The organism is Acidiphilium sp. 20-67-58 (genome assembly GCF_002255515.1).
Taxonomy (GTDB): domain Bacteria; phylum Pseudomonadota; class Alphaproteobacteria; order Acetobacterales; family Acetobacteraceae; genus Acidiphilium.
The window spans coordinates 1-15,912 of the sequence record NZ_NCAS01000047.1 but is presented as its reverse complement, the minus strand read 5'-3'; the positions used below and the strand labels follow the sequence as shown (position 1 = coordinate 15,912).

14 protein-coding genes are annotated in these 15,912 nt (G+C 55.6%); 11 read left to right on the top strand and 3 right to left on the bottom strand.

All coding sequences use genetic code 11. The features are described 5' to 3' along the window. Positions 1 to 187 precede the first annotated feature (187 nt). From B7Z76_RS14165 to B7Z76_RS14155, 3 genes are all read right to left on the bottom strand, one after another. The gene (locus B7Z76_RS14165) at positions 188 to 1,015 is read right to left on the bottom strand and encodes a response regulator transcription factor (protein WP_291344749.1); all 828 of its coding nucleotides are present in this window, start codon (positions 1,013 to 1,015) and stop codon (positions 188 to 190) included. A 597-nt stretch (positions 1,016 to 1,612) separates the two neighbouring features. After that, positions 1,613 to 2,365: a flagellar hook assembly protein FlgD gene (locus tag B7Z76_RS14160; protein WP_174502763.1), complete on the bottom strand. Its 753-nt coding sequence runs from the start codon at positions 2,363 to 2,365 to the stop codon at positions 1,613 to 1,615. Between the two features lie 48 nt (positions 2,366 to 2,413). Next, positions 2,414 to 3,574: a flagellar hook-length control protein FliK gene (locus tag B7Z76_RS14155; RefSeq protein WP_291344747.1), complete on the bottom strand. Its 1,161-nt coding sequence runs from the start codon at positions 3,572 to 3,574 to the stop codon at positions 2,414 to 2,416. Between the two features lie 773 nt (positions 3,575 to 4,347). Here B7Z76_RS14155 and flgE point away from each other — a divergent pair. The 11 genes from flgE to B7Z76_RS14100 all read left to right on the top strand — a co-directional run bounded on the left by flgE (position 4,348) and on the right by B7Z76_RS14100 (position 15,796). Then, positions 4,348 to 5,649, top strand: coding sequence for a flagellar hook protein FlgE (gene flgE / locus B7Z76_RS14150; RefSeq protein WP_291344745.1), 1,302 nt, complete (start codon positions 4,348 to 4,350; stop codon positions 5,647 to 5,649). A gap of 43 nt (positions 5,650 to 5,692) precedes the next feature. Next, positions 5,693 to 7,153, top strand: coding sequence for a flagellar hook-associated protein FlgK (flgK, locus tag B7Z76_RS14145; protein ID WP_291344743.1), 1,461 nt, complete (start codon positions 5,693 to 5,695; stop codon positions 7,151 to 7,153). Next, a complete protein-coding gene (locus B7Z76_RS14140; protein ID WP_291344741.1) occupies positions 7,150 to 8,211 on the top strand; it encodes a flagellin in 1,062 nt (353 codons plus the stop codon). Before flgK ends, B7Z76_RS14140 begins: the two co-directional genes overlap by 4 nt. Before the next feature lie 96 nt (positions 8,212 to 8,307). Next, positions 8,308 to 9,180: a flagellin gene (locus tag B7Z76_RS14135; RefSeq protein ID WP_174502759.1), complete on the top strand. Its 873-nt coding sequence runs from the start codon at positions 8,308 to 8,310 to the stop codon at positions 9,178 to 9,180. A gap of 70 nt (positions 9,181 to 9,250) precedes the next feature. Beyond that, on the top strand, positions 9,251 to 9,649 hold the full coding sequence (locus B7Z76_RS14130) for a flagellar biosynthesis repressor FlbT (protein ID WP_291344740.1): 399 nt from the start codon (positions 9,251 to 9,253) through the stop codon (positions 9,647 to 9,649). Positions 9,650 to 9,681: 32 nt separating this feature from the next. Beyond that, on the top strand, positions 9,682 to 10,023 hold the full coding sequence (locus B7Z76_RS14125) for a flagellar biosynthesis regulator FlaF (RefSeq protein WP_174502757.1): 342 nt from the start codon (positions 9,682 to 9,684) through the stop codon (positions 10,021 to 10,023). Between the two features lie 21 nt (positions 10,024 to 10,044). Then, positions 10,045 to 10,917, top strand: a complete 873-nt coding sequence (locus B7Z76_RS14120; RefSeq protein WP_291344737.1) for a DUF1217 domain-containing protein — start codon at positions 10,045 to 10,047, stop codon at positions 10,915 to 10,917. Positions 10,918 to 10,971: 54 nt separating this feature from the next. Further along, entirely contained in the window at positions 10,972 to 11,757 is a 786-nt protein-coding gene (locus tag B7Z76_RS14115; RefSeq protein WP_291344736.1) for a M48 family metallopeptidase, read from the top strand. Further along, entirely contained in the window at positions 11,750 to 13,951 is a 2,202-nt protein-coding gene (locus B7Z76_RS14110; RefSeq protein WP_291344734.1) for a hypothetical protein, read from the top strand. The genes B7Z76_RS14115 and B7Z76_RS14110 overlap by 8 nt, the downstream gene beginning before the upstream one ends. A 31-nt stretch (positions 13,952 to 13,982) precedes the next feature. Then, the gene (locus tag B7Z76_RS14105) at positions 13,983 to 15,182 is read left to right on the top strand and encodes a pyridoxal phosphate-dependent aminotransferase (protein WP_291344732.1); all 1,200 of its coding nucleotides are present in this window, start codon (positions 13,983 to 13,985) and stop codon (positions 15,180 to 15,182) included. 131 nt (positions 15,183 to 15,313) lie between these two features. Further along, positions 15,314 to 15,796 carry a nuclear transport factor 2 family protein gene (locus tag B7Z76_RS14100; protein WP_291344730.1) on the top strand — a complete coding sequence of 161 codons (483 nt, stop codon included), beginning with the start codon at positions 15,314 to 15,316 and terminating at the stop codon, positions 15,794 to 15,796. Positions 15,797 to 15,912: the final 116 nt, after the last annotated feature.

The window sequence follows — 15,912 nt, the reverse complement described above, 5'->3', positions numbered from 1 at the left end:
GCGGTTTCAGTCCAAGCCATTGCGAATCCGTCTGTTGTTGCAAACCGGCAGAATCACAACCTACTGAAATCGCTCAACTATCTTTTTCGGTCCGGCTCTGAGTGTGAATTTCGTGGCGCACTTGCCTCCGCGCGGATCGCGGATCGCGCGGAGGCCTGGTGTTGGCTGCCTGAAAGCGGAAGCGTGATTACCAGTCTGCGCCCGATGACGCCGCTTCGGCGTCGCGGGGTTTCATGCCCGCGTAAATCTGGGTTTGCAGCGCGTTGTCGAGATCGGCGATGAAATTTTCACCACCGGAAATGAAGTGATAGCCAACGGAATTGAAGCTGCGGATCTTGTATTTCTCAAGGCCGAGCGTCCGGAGTTTCTTGCGGATACGCGACATCAGATTATCGATGCTGCGATCATTATAGCCGACGGCGCGCCCCTTGATGGCCGATGCCATGTCGCTGCGGGACAGGATCTTGTCGGCATTTCTCACGAGCAGGCTGAGCGCCATCAGCTCGTAAGGCGTGAAGACTTCATGCAGCACGGCGCGGTTGCGAATGTTGAGAAACAGGAAATCCGCGATCGCGACGCTCGGTGTTTCGATGTCTCGGGGAGCGTGCCTGTTTTGGCGTTTGACCATGTTGCTGATGCGGATTTCGAGATCATGCATGCCGATCGATGCGTCGAGAACCTCGTCGGCGCCGATCCTGAACAAGGTGACGGCCACGGCCTCGCTGTAATTCTTCACCAGGATGATGATCGGCTTGCGCGTTAGATCGCGAATTTCGGTGATATTGGCAAGGGAGGAGAAGTTATGCCCCTGCAAAACAAACAAAAATACATCGCTTGCAATGATATTTTCACGTATTTCCTTAAATATGTCATTGTTGATTTTGTAATAATGTACATTGAATATATTTTCAGGAAATTCAATATAAACGTCATCAGCTTCACAGAAAACGGATAAATTGAATTTCTTTATATCGATTTCGACATCAAATTTGCCGTTCTGGAAGAGCGAGTTCATCAGGGCACCCTTATCATTACGTAATTAGAATTATCTGGTTCATTCCGATTTCGATAATTCATTTTCTTTTAGATAAACGAATACTCTAAATGCACAAGAGATATGATAGTTTGAATCTGTAAGAAGAAAAATATTAAGAAAGAAAATATTGTAATTAGAAATTTACATTTACGCTATCAATTTACTTTTCGGTAAACCGTCCATGGATATTTTTTATTTTATTTAAGGAATAAAAATATCCAACAATTTCATGCGTATAGAAAATTCGGTGCGAAAAAGGGATCCGAAACGGTGTTGGACTCACCGCGATTGCGGTGGCGGACATGCCGGCCGGCGTCTCCGCGCAGGACGTGATATGCGATTTTTGAAATCCTGGGTGGCGCGACAACGTGTGCCACACACACTCACAATACAGTGAGTGTAAATATAACAGTGATACTGACGCATAACTACTGCGCTGCTCTTGAGCGCCGCCCGGCAACGTCACGGCCCAATTTGCGGGAGTATGTCGCCGGCTGCGGAAACTGCAACCGACCTCCGCGATGGAGATCGGCCCAAGGCGACGGCCGGGCCGCTTCTGGCCCGGGGCGCGAACTCTTATTTCGTGACGTTGGTAACCGCCGTGAAGGGGATCGCGACGTTGCCGAGTTGCAGCGAAACGCTGTTGGTGCTGCTCGTCACCCCGGTGGCGGTCCCGGTGATGGTGAAGGGGAGGGTGGTGGTGGCGCCATTTGCCCCGCCTTCGACCACGGCGACGTTATAGGCGCCGTCCGGCATCTGTGTGCCGGATGCATCCTTGCCGTTCCAGGTCCAGGAGTTGCTGCCGGCGGTGGCGTTGATCGCGCTGTCGAGAATCTGCTGGCCGGCGCTGTTGTATACCGCGATCGCCACCGGGCCGGATGTCGGTGCGTTGAAATTGAGCGTCCCCGTGCCGTTCTGCAGCGGCAGCTGGCTCGATGTCGCGGTGACCTTGCTGCCGAGCATCGCGCTCGCCTGGGTGAGGTCGCCCGCCTGGGTCAGCTGCAGCAGCTGGGTCAGGCTCTGGTTGGTGTTGATCTGCTGCTCCACCTGGGAGAACTGGACGAGCTCGGAGGTGAACTGGCTCGAGCTGACCGGGTTGGTCGGGTCCTGGTTGCGCAGCTGCGTGGTCAGCATGGTCAGGAAGTTGTTGTAGTTCGAGGAGAGCGAGCTCAGGGCGTTCGCCGTCGAGCTGCCGCCCGTGCTGGAGGAGCTGGCGGTGCCGCTGGTGCTCGAGGTGGAGCTCGCGCCGCCGATGCCGGCAGCAGCGGTGTTGGCGGCGGCCGTCAGCTGGCTCTGCTGGTAGGCGACTGAGGCGACGCTGCTGGTCATCGTGGGCTCCTTTGGAATCGGATTCGGAACGGAAGGTAGGGCATATCGTCAGGCCATGACATTCACGCCGAAGCGGCGCAGCGCCACATTTGCCGGCAGGCCGACGGCTTCTGCCACCGAGTTTGTGGCGACGCCGGCGGCAATGGCCGGGGTCCGGTAGACGGGGTCGGCGTTCCGGGCCGAGCCCCCGCCCGAGCCTCCCTGCGGCGTGCCGCCGGAAAATCCGAAGCCGCCCCCGAGATTGCCCCCGAAGCCGCCGGTGAAGCTGTTGCCGGCCTGCGGCTGGCTCGCGGCGCCGGGCCGCGGCTCGATCAGGTTGAAGCTGATACTCCGGTTGGCTGCCGGCAAACCGGCCTGCGTCAGAACCTGATCGAGAGTCGAGTGGTCGTTCCGCAGGTCGAGCAGGGTATCGGGATGGCTGGCGCCGATGGTGACCGATGAGCTGCCATCGGCGTGACGGTCGATCTGCAGCGTCACGGTGCCGATGGCGGGCGGTGCCAGCGCGATGGTCAGGCGGGTGCCCGATGCCGCGCCGGCGCTGGCGCTGGCGCTGGCGTGAGACCCGTCGAGCTTGCTGACATTGACCAGGGCCGCAGAAATCTGGCTCGACGCCGAAGCCGGATTGGCGCTCGTCGCTGCGCCCGCGCCGTTCGCGCTGCCGGCCGGCGCGGAGGTGGCGGCCGATGCGGCAAGCAGGGGCGAGGCGACGACTCCGGGCGATGCAGTCGCGCCGGATTGTCCGGCGGTGCCGGTCGCAACTGGTGCTGATGTCGTGTTGCTCGTCGCCGTGGATGATGGTTTCGCACTGGCCGGATCCGCGTGCCCGGACTTGGCGGTGGCGAGCGCTGCATGAAACCGCGCCACGGCCTCATGCGCCAGGGCGGCTTCGGCGGGTGTCGGTGCGGTTGACGCTGCTGCAGCGGAGGAGGAGACGGCGGAAGTGGCTCCGGCGGCGGACGCGCTGCCAGCGGCCGCGGTCGGGGGGCTGTTGGCAGAAATCTTCCCGGGCACCGCCGGCGCGGTTTGGGTGTCAGTGGATGGGGCGGGTGGCTGGCTGCCGGCGGGCAGATGCGCCGCCGCGGCCATGATCGAGATGACGGGTCCCGCCGGCGGTTGCGGCGTCGTCGTTTGTGCAGTTGGCGCCACGCTCGCCGTAGTGGCGCCAGAGGCTGTTGCCGTGCCCGTCGCCGTGCCGTTGTGGTCAGTCATGTGTGATGCGTCCTTCGTCTGTCCGGCGTTGGCGCCTGACGGTGTCCCAGCCGCTTGCATGGTCGGCAGGGCGGCGCCGGGATCGGCTGTCGCGATCTGCACCCCGGCGCCCGCGGTGCCACTTTCTTGATGAGCGCCTGCATTTCCGGCCGTCTTGGCTTTGGTGCCTGCTCCCGCTTTGGACGCAGTCTCGGCCGTGCTGCCGGCGGCAGTGGCTGTCGTGTCGCCGGATCCTTTGGTGGCCCCGGCCAGTGCGGCGCCGAAGGAGGGAGCATGACCCCCGCCTGCCGCCGTCCTGGAATCGGTCTGCTTATTCGCCGCCGCCGATGCCCTCGATGCCATGGTTGAGCTGGTCTGGCTGCAGGCGACGTTGCTCCCAGAACTTCCGGCGCCTGCATCCGTGGAGGAGGGCGAGGAGTTCGCGCTGCCCTGCGCCGGCGGCGCGGCGGGTAGGCTGGGTGTGGCGGGGATGACGGTTCCGGAGGTCATGTACGGGGATAAGCAAAAGTCTTGCCAAGACTGCTCCGACAGAAACGCAAGGATATGTCCGTCCGGTCAGGCAGCAGGGCGGCAAAATCTGCCGGGTTCGACCGAAGTGGCCGGCTGTTTCTGCCGGGTCGAACCTGCCGGGCCGGGTGGATAAGGCGGCTTGGCTTGCGTCCGCCCGTTGGCATGGTTCGTGCAGCGAGCCGAACAGTGCGTTTCCCACCGTCGCCCACGCGAAGCTGGCGGCGCCGCGGATGAGCCGTCAACCATTTGGAGCTGAGGACAGGATGTCGATTTTCGGTGCTTTGGATACGTCGGTCAGTGGCCTGCAGGCCCAGTCGGCCGCCTTCACCAATATCAGCGACAATATCGCGAACGCGCAGACGACCGGTTACAAGGGCGTCAACACCCATTTCATCAATTATCTTGTCCAGAGTACTGCGACCAGCAACGGCCCTGACTCGGTGGTGGCCAACCCGGATTATACCAATACGGTCGAGGGGACGATCACCCAGTCGAGCAATCCGCTTGCCATGGCGATCAACGGCAACGGATATTTCACCGTATCGATGCCGGCCGGCACCAACACTGTTGGTGGCAAGACGACCCAGACTTTCAACGCGCAGCAATATTATACCCGTGCGGGCGACTTCAAGCTGAACGCCTCCGGGTATCTGGTGAACGGCTCCGGCGCCTATCTCGATGGCTGGGCGGCCAACCCTACGACGGGAACCATCAACACCTCGGCGCTCGCGCCGATCCAGGTCTCCCAGGGCGCTTCGCCCCCGGTTCCGACCTCGAATGTGACGATTTCAGCTACATTGCCGACCACGCCGACGACGACGCCGGTGACCACCCAGGTGGACACCTATGACTCTCTGGGCAACCTCCAGCAACTCGATCTCCAGTTCAGCTCTCCAACGTCCATCGCGGGCGGTCAGACGCAGTGGACGCTGACGGCTTCGTCCCCGAATGATACGAGCAATGCTGGAAAACCCACCAATTTCACGGCGAATGTCGTGTTCAATTCGAACGGGACGCTGAGCTCCATCACGCCGGCCACCGGATCGAGTGCAACTGCGACGGTCGGCCAATTGCAGATTTCGCCGACATTCAATGGCGCTACCCAGAACATCACTCTTGATTTTGGTAGTCCTAATAGCACCACCGGGTTGACCCAGTATGCGGGCACGACGCTGAACCTGCAGGGTGTTACCCAGAACGGGTCGCCCTCCGGCGATTTCAGCAATTTGTCGATCGATACCCAGGGCAACATTACCGCGAACTATACCAACGGGTTTTCCAAACTCGTGGCCCAGGTGCCGCTTGCATCGTTCGCATCGCCGGATGCGCTGCAGAACCAGAGCGCCCAGCTCGAAACCGCTAGCCAGGCCTCGGGTGCTGCGACGATCAACGCGGTTGGTGGCAGCGGCGGGTCGCTCGTGACGGGGTCGATCGAGAATTCCAACGTGGATATCGCGACGCAGTTCACCGACCTGATCAATGCCCAGCAAGCCTATACCGCCAATACGAAAGTCGTCACGGCGGCACAGCAGATTCTCCAGACAACGGTCAATATGGTTCAGTAACCGTTTACCCTTCCGTAATCTTTTTACCGGATAACAAGATATTATGAGCATCGGAACCGGACTCGCGATCGCCAGCAGCGGGCTGAGTGCGATCGACCAGCAGATGGCTGTTGTGTCGCAGAACGTGGCGAACGCCACGACGCCCGGCTATTCGGTTGAGACGGTCAGTCTTTCGGCCGAAACCGCCGGCGGTCAAGGCTCCGGCGTGATCGCCGGGCCGGCGACGCGGCAGCTCAACGCCAGCATACAGGCGCAGGTCAATCAGTCGCTGGCGCAGAATTCCTATCAGGGCATCGTCTCCTCGACCCTGTCCGGGATCGACCAGGTGATGGGGACGCCCGGCCAGAACAACGACCTGCCCAGCCTGGTGGCCAATCTGCAATCCGGTTTCCAGACGTTGCTGACAGATCCCTCCAGCACGGTCCAGCAGCTTTCCGTCGTCAACTCGGCCCAGTCTCTGACAAGCCAGATCAACACCATTGCCAACACTGTCCAGTCGGCCGTGCAATCGATTGGTAACACTGTTGCGGCGGACGTCAAGAAACTGAATACCACGCTGGCCACAATCGGCTCGCTGAATGCGCAGATCGTCAATCTCGGGCAGCAGAACAAAAGCACTGCCGACCTGACGAACAAGCGGGATCTGGCTATCCAGACCGTTGCGTCGCTGACCGGTGCGAAGACGATTTCTCAAGCCAACGGCGCGGTTTCGCTATTTTCGCCGAACGGTATCGAACTGCCGCTGAACGGTACATCCCAAGTCACTGTTTCATCGACGGCGAGCGGTACCGCATTTTCGGTTGGCGGCACTGCTGTCAGTTTCGGTGGCGAGCTTGGCGGTGCGCAACAGCTAGTCAACACGACGCTACCCCAAATTCAGGGCGGTCTCGACTCATTTTCCCAGGCCCTTTCCAGCCGGTTTGCCAATACCGGCCTGAGCCTGTTCACGGATCCCTCGGGTGGCGTGCCCTCCAGTTCGGCAACAGCGTTTTCCGCGTCCATCACTGTCAACCCTGCCGTTACGGCGAACCCCGCATTGGTGCGCGACGGCACGAATATAGTCACCAACTCGTCCGGGGCCGTGCTGTTTACGCCAAATCCCCCAAGTGGGCCGGCAGGGTTTACGGGCCTGATCCAGAATGTTCTGGGCTCGGCACTCGGCACGACAACGCTGAGCGGTTCAGTGCAGCCCGCAGCGATCTCGACATATTCCGATGCTTCCGGCACTGCGACTCTTCCCTATTCCGGTTCCGGATCTCTCACGACCGTTGCCTCGAGTTTTACCGCCAACGAAGCAACGCTCAGCAGTTCGGCAAAAACTGCCGCGACGAATGCGAGTGGCCTCGCAACAGCCCTGCAGACGCAGGCGGCATCTACAAGCGGCGTGAATATTGATCAGCAGATGAGTCTGCTTGTCACGCTGCAGAACGCGTATGCGGCGAACGCCAAAACGGTGACGATCGCCCAGCAAATGTGGCAGGCGGTTCAGGCGATGGTCCAATGAGTGCATCCATTTCAGGACTCTCCACGGGTAATTTCGGGCTGATCCAGCAACTCGCAAGTGATTCGAACGTCACCAGCCAGAAGCTTGCCCAGCTGACAATTCAGTCCCAGACCGGATATGTCGCGACAACCTATGCGGGCCTCGAGAGCGCGCAGTCCGGCTCTGCCAGCCCGACGCTCACGCTCAACGCGTCGCTGAATACGCTCAACAACACGATATCAAATCTGAAGGTTGCCCAAGGCCAGATGGGCGTCCAACAGAACGCGATCCAGACGATCAGCGATATCGCGTCCAAGGCGCTGCAACAGTTCCAGAGCGTGAGTTCGCTCACAAGCAGCGCTTTGGATACCGCTGCGGCAACCGCGCGAACGGCGGTCACACAGATCGCCAGCCTGCTCAACAGCCAGGATGGCACACGCTACATATTCGCGGGGCAGGACAGCACGATACCGCCAGTTCCGAACGCGACGAGTTTCACCAGCGCGGCCTTTTACGTCAGCATTCAGAATGCCACGAACAGCCTTTCCGTCTCCGGTGTGTTTGCTGCGGCAACGAGCGCGTCAAAAAATCCATTTTCCAGCAGCTTGTCGAGTAATTCAGCAGCTCCGGCTGTGCTTGGCGCCGGCGGGGTACCCATCACCACGGGTATCGTCGCAAGTGGGAACCAGTTCATCGGCCAGTCGACCGGAAGCAATACAACCGGATCCTACGTCAAGGACATTCTCACAACGCTCTCCGCGATAGGAAGTCTGAATTCCAGTCAGATATCCAATCCGAGTTTTACCGGCTTCGCGAGCGCAATATCGTCCAGCCTCGGGAATGCAATCAACACGATGGCGCAGGACGCAGGCGCGCTCGGGAACAACCAGGCGCTGGTGAATACGCAGATCTCTGATCTCCAGAATACCTATACGGCCTTCACGAATCAGGTGGCCGGCTTCGACCAGGTCGATATGGCAAAGACCCTGTCGCAGCTTTCATCAACTCAGACGCAATTGCAGGCGTCCTATCAGCTTATCGCCGCGGTGAAAACGATGAGCCTCACTCAATATATTTGAGGCTGAACTTCATCGAGCGTTAACGAGTGCGGCGTAATATACGTCATCTTCGCAAAATGCGGAACAAAGACTAAATGATAGCCAAGGATACAAAGCATGTCCGGTGTGGTTAGCTCGATTATCACCAACTCCGCCGCTATGGTGGGCGTTGAAACCCTCAACTCGATCAATACGGCGCTGAACAGCGTCCAGAACCAGATTTCGACGGGCTACTCCGTCAGCAGTGCCGTTGACAATGGTGCTGCCTTTGCAGTGGCCCAGTCGGTTCGCACCAATGTCGCGGGTCTCACTGCGGCAAACCAGCAGCTCGGCGATACCCAGGGGCTTCTGTCGACCACCAATACCGCTCTGACCAATATCTCGAACCTGATGCAGAGCATGGATTCGACATTGGTCAATTTGTCGAGCTCTACAATCTCGTCGTCCCAGAGATCACAGTATGCTGCTCAGTTCACCTCGCAGCTGCAGAACCTCCAGTATTTCATCAAGGGCGCAGGGTATAACGGCCAGTCCCTCATCGGCGGAACGAGTTCGGCGCTCAAATCTTCTGCTTCCGGATTTACGAGCGCGGCTCTTCATGTTGCGCTCGACGCCAGCGGGACAACTCTGAAGATCACGTCGACCAGTCTGAGTTCTGTGTATAATGCCCTCAGCACCGTTGGAAAGTCGCTCGGCACATATTCCAGTGTCGCCGCGTTCATAACCTCGGGCGGGAAATTCAGCTCGCAGGTTGCATCGGTCGGCTCGTATCTGAACACTTATGGTAATCTGACAAATCAGATCAACGAGCAGATTACATACAACCAAAATAAAATGGACGCCCTGAGCAACGGTCTCGGCGCCCTTGTTGACGCCAACATGGCAGCTGAATCGGCTAAACTTCAGTCGCTGCAGATTCAACAGCAGTTGGCCACTTCGGCACTTTCTATTGCCAACCAGCAGCCGTCCATCCTCACGAAGCTGATCTAATGATCGGCTCGGATCCGGTCTGTCTCAGTGACAGGCCGGATCTGCCTGCCGCCTTATAAAGGATACTCGAATGTCGGTTCTGGTGCTGGAGCTTCGCCAAGGCGATATAATGGTTCTAAATGGTGCACCGATCCGCTTCCGCACAAAATCGCGGATAGAGCTTACCGCGAAGGCTCGATTCATGTTTGGCAAGCAAATATTGCGTCCAGACGAAGTGAATACGCCTGCGAAGCAGATCTATTTTGCTCTTCAGACTGCATACATAGGCACGAATGAAGAAAGAGATGCGGCGTTAATCAGGGCCCGCGAACTCATTGAGCAATTCAAGCAAGCAACAACCTCTGTACTAGCACGGGAGATACTCGACCGAGCACTGGAATGTGCAAAGGCCGATGATTGTTACGAAGCGCTTAAGCTCTCCCGTCGGATTATGCGCCACGAAGCAGCTGTTCTCGAATCCAGACAGTAAATCTCCTAGTCTGTGATCAAAAAGGATCATAAATGTCGTATCAAGCAAAAGCACTTAAAGCTTACGAAAATGCAAATAATCTCAGAGACCAGAGACAGCAAGACGCAGAGGTGTTTCGTAGTGTTAGTGTAATGCTACGTACTGCGGATAATGAACTTGAGCGTGTTAAGGCCATCGCGACGGCAAGGCGGGTTTGGCAAACAGTGCTCGCTACTAACTTAGATCCACTCAACCCCTTGCCTGAACCATTGCGTATACAGATTGTTTCTGTAGCAAATACCGTTCTCCGGACCATGGACGCTGAGACAATAGACTTAGATTTTGTTGCAACAATTTGTGATAATTTTTCGAACGGTCTAAGCGGAAAAGTGTGAAGTAAATTTCTGGAGCTCACTGTGTCTGTATCTCTTTCCTCCAACATAAATCTTCTATTTTCGGCGTCTAATGTTGGTTCCTCATCCAGCATAACGTCGCTACTGGAGGCAAGTTATGGAGGAGGGGCAGGTTCAACCGTATTTAGCTCCCAGAATCCAATTCTTTCTCTAGAAATTGCCCAGCGTAATGAGACGAAGGATATCCAGGCGCAGGCTAAGGCGCCTCAAGTGCAGAGAGATATCGCGGCATTTACGAAGGCTGTTAATTCGGCCAAGTCAGCGAAAGACCTTTTGTCAAATCCAACAGTTCTTAAAGTTCTGTTGACGGCAAATGGTTTGGGCTCCGAAGCGAGCTTTCCCGCCCTGGCACAGAAAGCCTTACTGTCAAACACGAAAGACCCGAATGGTCTTGCCAATCAACTTGCTTCAACAAATACTCAATGGTTGGCAACCGCTCAGTTGTATCAATTTTATTCACAAGGCCTGTCGGTAATAAAAAAACAATCTACAATATCAACTTTAACGAATGCGTATGCCGAAGTATTATGGCGTCAGTCACTTGATAAACAGACGCCAGGGTTATCAAATGCGCTTTATTTCATACAAAATGCTTCAAAATTTACGAATGCGACGCAAATTTTGGGTGATGCAATCATGCGGTCCGTCGTTACGACTGCGCTAGGGTTGCCCCAACAGATCGCATTTCAGCCATTAACGGCACAAGAGCAGGCAATTAACAGCCGCCTTAATATAGCAAAATTTCAAGATAAAAATTTTGTGCAATCTTTCACAGATCGATTCCTCGCCGTGAACCAGGCTAGTCAGAATAGCAGTGGAGGAGGATCGGCTAGTCTAATATCCCTCGCTGTTCAAGCCAACTTTCTGATTGCGTAAATGTGATTGGAAGAGTTTTCAGTTTAACCAAATAATGTTCAAAAGGAACAGAAAGTGGAAGAGTCAAAAAATAGCATTAATCTCCAGCAAAAAGCTGATAAGCCACAGGTAGACAATATTATATTGAATCGTATTAAGCAACTGATTGAGCGCGATCAGATTAATGCCGCCGCACTTTTGATTCCATCTTTACGACGCTATGGTGTTGATGCGGGCGTAATTATAGTATTGGAAGCCATGATTGAGTTCAGGCAAGGCAATCATGATCGTGCCAAGCAAATTGTCGCTGATGCGCTTATCGAGCATCCTGCCAACCCGCTTCTGTTACGAATGAGCTCTGAGATCAGCCTTGGTGAGCACAATTGGGTCGAGGCCGCCAAGGCTGCGGCGGAAGCGGTCGTATTGGATCCAAATGACGCGACCGCCAAATCCATGCTCGGCCGAGCTCTCATTGAGCTTGGCTATAGCGAAGATGGGAATACATGCCTGCGTGAGGCGTTGGCAGAAATGCCTGATAACCTTCAGGTTCTGGGTGCGCTGGCGCGTACTGCACCTGGAGAGGCTGAGGCGGCGATCAAGGCGGCTCTCACTCGGTTAGGGGGTGGTTTTGAGGTAGATCACGCCGAAAAATTAAAGCTGAGCAATATTCTCATTTCGATATTACTCGAGCGGGGTGCATTTGTAGATGCGTCCGCCTGCATCGGTGAGCTTGTTGCTGATGGTATCGCTGACTTGGATACCTGCCTGCTGGCTGTTCACGCCGCGGGGAGTACAGGGAAATGGGACGAGGCTACGGCCTTGTTTAATTCTACTACTCGCAGCTTGCGGCATCATGCCTGATAATAGAATTCTGGAACCATTGAGTTCTGGACATAGTTCGGCGGCGGCTGATCTAGTCGCCGAAGCGATTATTGCTGAGCGAGATGGTTCGCGGGCATTGGCGACATCGCTTTTGAGCAGGGCCATGAGCTTGGCTCCTGATTGGGATGAGCCACTGATTAGGATGGCCCAATGTCGGCGCGCCGAGCACAAAATGAAGGAAGCGAGGGCACTTTATCGCAAAGCGACATCTCTTCCTCGGTGTCGGGTGGAATGTTTCATTAGTGCGGGAGTTCTGGCATTACAGGATAACGAACCTCACGAGGCGTTTGACTACCTTTCGAGAGCCACGGACATGGAGCCAACGAACCATGAAGCCTGGCATGCGCTTGCTTTTGCTTCGATGGAAATGGAGCTCCCTGGGCTAGCCTGCCACGCCATCACGGTCGCGGGGCGTCTGGCACCCCATCGTCTTCCTTACGCTCTCATGCATCGTGATCTTATGGCCGCCGTGGGTGGAGAGTTTCAGGTGGCCATTGAGAGCCCGCCTTGGACACCCGCAGTAGAACTTGCTTGTGAGGCAAAAATTGCGCGCCAGGCGGGCTATCTCCAGGAGGCTATTGCGCTTGCAGAAACTGCGCTGGAACTCCAGCCGAATGATGTCGACATATTACAACTTATGGCGAGCTTGAGAGATGCGAATCTCGAGCCAGAAATTTCCGAGAAGCTGCTACGTGATGCTTTTCAGCAAAGACAGAATGATGTTGATATAAGGAACGATCTCGCGGTAGCTCTTGGACGTCAATATAAATATGGCGAGGCAATGATATTATTGGAGAATGCTGTTATTTCTCCAGTGAAATCTCCTATGATTTTATTAAATCGCGCCATTATTAAAGCGTCAGCCGGCGAGATTTCTGGATCGATGGCAGATGTACAGCTCGCGAGTCCATATGCTCCGGCGGAATTGTTGGCTCTTACTGAGTGCTCCCTGCTCCCCTATCAGGAAGGTACCACCGCAGAAATTATGCTTGCGGCAATGAAGCGTCTTGCCTCGAGTACACCGGAAGATCGCCCTCCGCTAACAAAGATTAATAATTTTGATCCCGACCGAATTTTGCGTGTCGGTTTGCTCTCGCACACTCTCAAGCGGCACCCTGTCGGTTGGTTGACATGCGCTGGCTTCGAACAACTCGATAGAGAGAAATTCAAGCTCCAGTGCTTTGGCCATTATGTTGAACATGATCCGTTTGCTGTACGATTTGATCGTTTGGCAGAAAAATGGCATGAATGTGCGGGTAAAAATCTGCTAGAAATTGGTGAGCTTATTGCTGAAAATGAAGTAGATATCTTAGTTGACTTGAGCGGTATTGGAGATAGCGGACTGTTGGGTGCACTCGCCTATCGGCCTGCTCCAGTTCAAGTTAAGTGGGTTGGCACTCAGGCGGCAACCACGGGAATGCGGCGCGTGGATTGGATCATTACGGATCGCTGGGAGACGCCGGACGGCTATGAACGCTTTTACACAGAGCGGTTGTTACGTCTCCCGGATGGTTATGTATGTTACTCTCCACCTGTCAGTCCGCCTTCTGTAACGCCGTTGCCTGCACTCGACAATGGGTTTGTTACTTTTGGTTGTTTCAATAATCTTACAAAAATTACTGATGAAACTCTTGGCCTTTGGGGACGCATACTGTCGCGCGTGCAAAACGCAAGATTGGTCTTGCGGTGCCCACAGTTTTCGGAGGATATGATTCCTCCACGCTTCCGAGAACGTGCGGCTTTGTACGGAATTGATGTCGAGCGCTTGGAATTGCGCGGTCGTGCCGCGCACCACCAATTTATTTCAGGTTATCAGGATGTGGACATTGCCTTGGATCCGGTGCCCTATTCTGGTGGCTTAACTACGTGCGAATCGTTGTTCATGGGTGTCCCTGTTATTACATTAGCTGGAGAATTTTTCGCAGCACGGCACTCGGTCAGCCATTTGTGTAATGTCGGACTTTCAGATTGCGTGACGAATAGCGCTGAAGCTTACGTTGATCGTGCAGTCTCCATTGCTTCCGATCTGAAGGCGTTGGCTATTCTCCGTGCCGGCCTCCGGCAGCAGGTTCTGGAGAGTCCGCTTTGTGACGCCCCCCGTTTTGGTCGGAACCTTGGAAATGCTCTGCGTGATGTCTGGAGAGAATATTGCCAGAGCCACGGAGGTGCTTGAATATTTTCCTCGGGTGTGGTGCTGACGCGGGATGAACCCGCTGTCATCACGTGTCACTCGAACCCGACCTGCCGCCACATTTGCAACTGCTGCTCTCGCACGCTCCCTCCGTGCAGCGGGGCATGACGTCATTTCGCTAGCGATTGGAGAACCGGATTTTCCGACCCCACCTCACGTAATTGAGGCGGCCCACCAAGCCGCAATCGACGGGCAGACGCGATATCCGCCTATTGTAGGAACTGATGCCTTACGCGGTGCTGTCGCTCGGAAGTTTGCAAGAGACCAGGGATTGCAGGTAGCTCCGGCCGATGTGCTGATTACAAATGGTGGCAAGCAGGCAATCTTCGATGCAGTCATGGCTGTTGCCGACGAAGGTGATGAAGTAATCATTCCGACACCGTGTTGGTCTGGGTACATTCAAGTTGTTGAATTTGCGGGAGCAAGGCCAGTCTTTGTACCTTGTCCTGCGGAATCTGGTTTCCTCCTTTCGGCGCCTGCTCTCGAGGCGTCTGTTGGGGCCCGAAGCAAGCTTTTGCTCTTGAGTTACCCAAACAATCCGTCTGGGGCGGTTGCTGATATTGGTATGCTGGACGGGATTGCGGATGTGTTGCGCAAGCATCCGCAGTTGCGAGTAATTTCCGACGACATCTATGAGCATCTCGTTTTTGACGGAGTTTACACGACCCTGGCAGCTAGGGCCCCAGACCTTGCTGATCGCATTTTGACGATGTCAGGTGTTTCGAAATCCTATGCGATGACCGGGTGGCGATTAGGCTTTTGCACTGGGCCGCGCGATTGGCTCGATGGGATGACGGTTGTGCAGGGCAGTTCAACCGCCGGTGTTTCGACGATCAGCCAGGCGGCAGCAGTGGCTGCGCTGGATGGTCCGCAGGATATTCTGGATGAACGACGGCTGATCTACCATAGGCGGAGCCAAAAGGTTTTTGAAATGCTCGCTGAGGCACCCGGTCTTTCGTGTTCGCGTCCTCAGGGGGCGTTTTATGCTTTCCCTTCTGTGACTGGACTTTTAGGCCGTCGGACAAAAGGGGGGCGCCTGTTGGCCAGTGACGAAGATGTTGCTGGCGCTATGCTTCAGGAATCGTTTGTCGCGACTGTTCCTGGAACGGCTTTCGCCATGCCTGGCCATATCCGGCTTTCGACCGCCGCATCGGATGCGGTTCTTGAGGCAGCATGCTCCCGGATCGTGGAATTCTGTAAAGCAGTGATGTGAATGGGGCTTCATCCGGTCAGGTCCAGCCATCTGATCGGATTAGGATACTGTAAGCATCAATATTCTGGCGCGTTGCATTCGGTCCCCATGGACCGGAAAGTGCTTCAAAGCCGTATGAAGGAGATGGTGTAATGACGGAACACAGACCGCCTTTCCCGCCGTTTGATGCTGAAAGTGCGGCATTGAAGGTTCGCCTTGCGGAGAACGCATGGAATTCTCGTGATCCAGTGCGCGTTGCTGGCGCCTATACTGAAGACAGCGCATGGCGAAATCGAGATGAGTTTTTTATTGGATGCACCGCAATTATAGAGTTTCTTCAGCGTAAATGGGAAAGAGAGCTGGATTACAGGCTTGCCAAGGCGCTATGGGCATTTACCGATGATCGCATCGCTGTTCGGTTTCAGTATGAATATCGAGATCAGGAAGGCCAATGGTTCCGGGCCTATGGCAATGAGCAATGGGAGTTTAACGCAACTGGTTTGATGCGTCGTCGTGAGGCGAGTATCAACGACAAACGAATTGAGGCCACCGAACGGCGCTTTCTTTGGCCTTTGGGCGCTCGTCCAGAGGTCCATCCAGGGATAGAAATGGTCGGCTTCGGCTTACAGCCTTAATCAGAATGGTAATGTAGCTAGTCGCCTGTGAACTATGTGATCTGGCGGTGGGCGAAGCCGAGGCTTGGTGAGCGGTTTGGGGCAGAGAGCCATGCGACGAGGGCACAAAGAAGCCT